Source organism: Sulfuricurvum sp. (assembly GCF_049305995.1).
GTDB lineage: Bacteria > Campylobacterota > Campylobacteria > Campylobacterales > Sulfurimonadaceae > Sulfuricurvum.
In genome coordinates this window covers 1-2078 of sequence record NZ_JBAQPS010000118.1, presented here as the reverse complement: position 1 = coordinate 2078, position 2078 = coordinate 1, and the positions used below count along the sequence as shown (strand labels likewise).

The 2078-nt window shown below is 37.8% G+C and carries 2 protein-coding genes; one reads left to right on the top strand and one right to left on the bottom strand.

The window, feature by feature from the left end; genetic code table 11:
* Positions 1 to 188: 188 nt before the first annotated feature.
* A complete protein-coding gene (locus tag WA010_RS03900; RefSeq protein ID WP_422555852.1) occupies positions 189 to 755 on the bottom strand; it encodes a hypothetical protein in 567 nt (188 codons plus the stop codon).
* Positions 756 to 1116: 361 nt separating this feature from the next.
* On the opposite strand from WA010_RS03900, the gene mobF reads away from it, so the two are divergent.
* A partial coding sequence (gene mobF / locus WA010_RS03895) for a MobF family relaxase (RefSeq protein WP_422555851.1) occupies positions 1117 to 2078 on the top strand: 962 nt, incomplete at its 3' end.

Genomic DNA, 2078 nt, shown 5'->3' with positions numbered 1-2078 from the left:
CCTCAATACAGATCTCTTCGAATTCGTTAAATAATGCGCCGAAAGCAACACCATATTTATCTCTTCCCACAATTAAATATTTGTGGGCTTGTTTCAATTTTTCTAGCTTGGCGGTTTCAATTCTCACTTGGTATCCTTCACTATTTGTTTATAGTGTAAGTATAGCATAACTATACCTTAGTATACCTTTAATTTCTGCGATCAAGTTTTTGTTTTCGAAAAGTGGATAGAGGGGTATTTCTTTGGTCAGAACTGGAAACCGAAGAGCTTTTTTGTTCTGCAAGTTGTTTCTGGATGGTGCTCACTGCTTCTGCAACATCTATGCCGTGTTGTTCCCTTAGTTCGATAATCTCTTCGGGTGTGAGTGCGTCTAGGTACTTGTTGAAGTGTTTTTTTGCGAGAGCTTTTGCCTCGGCTACTGCCACCACTTTTAAACAATCTGGTTTTTCTTCGTAATCATGATTATTTATTGTGGCCGGTCGGGAAAATTTCTTTGGCTTTGTTGGTGCTGATTTCTTGCGGTTAATCCTCTTCTCTCTTGCAGTATACTCATATATATCTTGCAGAAGTTCGGCTTCGCTTTTTTGTTTGATCACCAAATTCTCTTTCTCGGTGAGCTTAAGAAATGCGGCCAAGTCTTTACATGATCTCATTTCTACAGCGGTAGCGATCAACGCCTTGTACTCGTACAGATACGCGGATTTAGTGCCGCGACCTTGCTTGAAGTTCATGAACTCAATAATCTTTTCTTCCAAGTTTTCCACCAATTTACTATTTAATATTAAAACTATAGCAATTATTTTTTAAATCTGTATGAATTAAATAGTAAATTTTTGTAAATTCCCTATAATTTTTAACCTTTTTTGAATTATTTCTTAATCCTATCTCATTTTTTTCCTATTATTTTTTAGTTTTTGGCGTTTTTCTTTCTTTTTTTTCTTGGGTGTTTGGGTGTTAGTGGTGTGTTTTTTTTGGCTTTTTTCTTTCTTTTTTTTTCAGACCTCACGCAATCCCTCGGATTGTCCTATCGCCCCATTGACTACAACTAAATAAAAAGTTAGAATTACGTTAATTAAATGTAAAACCATTAAATTAACTTTTAGAGGGGTAAATAAAATGCTTACCATGTCAAAATTTATGTCAGTTGGTCAAGCTCAATCGTATTTTGAGGGCGAAAAAGGCTATTACAACAACGCAGACAATGATGGTACTGGACATGCAACGATCAAAGGGAAACTCGCTGCAGAACTTCTGCTACACGGCATCGATGGGAATACCATTCATACTCATTTGACAACTGCTGATTTTGAGAAGATATCAGCCATGTCAGACGTTTTAAGTGAGGAATGCGTTGAGGGTATTACGTCGAAACTTGATAAGCTGAGTGAACTTGCGTCGCTTGCCGGTAAAAACCGAAGAGCAGGGTTCGACGTACAAATGGGTGCTCCGAAAGAGTTGGCATTATTACGCGCAATAATGTTCGCCGAAGGCAATTTAGAAATGGTTGCAAAAATTGATGCTGCAGTAAAAGACGCGGCGGACGCTTCTATCTCTGAAGCGGAAAAGATGATTGGTTATCGTGAAACGAAAGGTAAAAAGACAGAGCTGATTAGGGGCGATGGCATTATCTATAACCAAATTCAGCATCTTCTCAATCGCGATGGTGAAGTTTACTTGCACTATCACCATTTTATTTACAACATGATTCGAACGGAAGATGGGAGCTATAGATCAATCGAAAATGAAATACTTTTCAAAAACCAAGATTTTATGCACATATTTTTCCATGCAGCCCTCGCAAAAGAATTGGACAAAATGGGGTTAGAAATTGAAATCACTGATCCCAAAAAAGGAACATTTAAAATCCTTGGCATACCGGAACAAGCAATTAGAGACTATTCCCGAAGAACTGAAGCAATCGAACTATTAATTGCCGAGGAAGAAAAAAGAATTGGTCGGGCAATGACCCAAGCCGAAAAACAAAAATTTAAACTCTTCCATCGTCCGGTAAAAGACAAAACTTTATCTGCTCAAATAGTGCAAATTGAAACGGCGGAGAGACTTAAGATGGATTACGC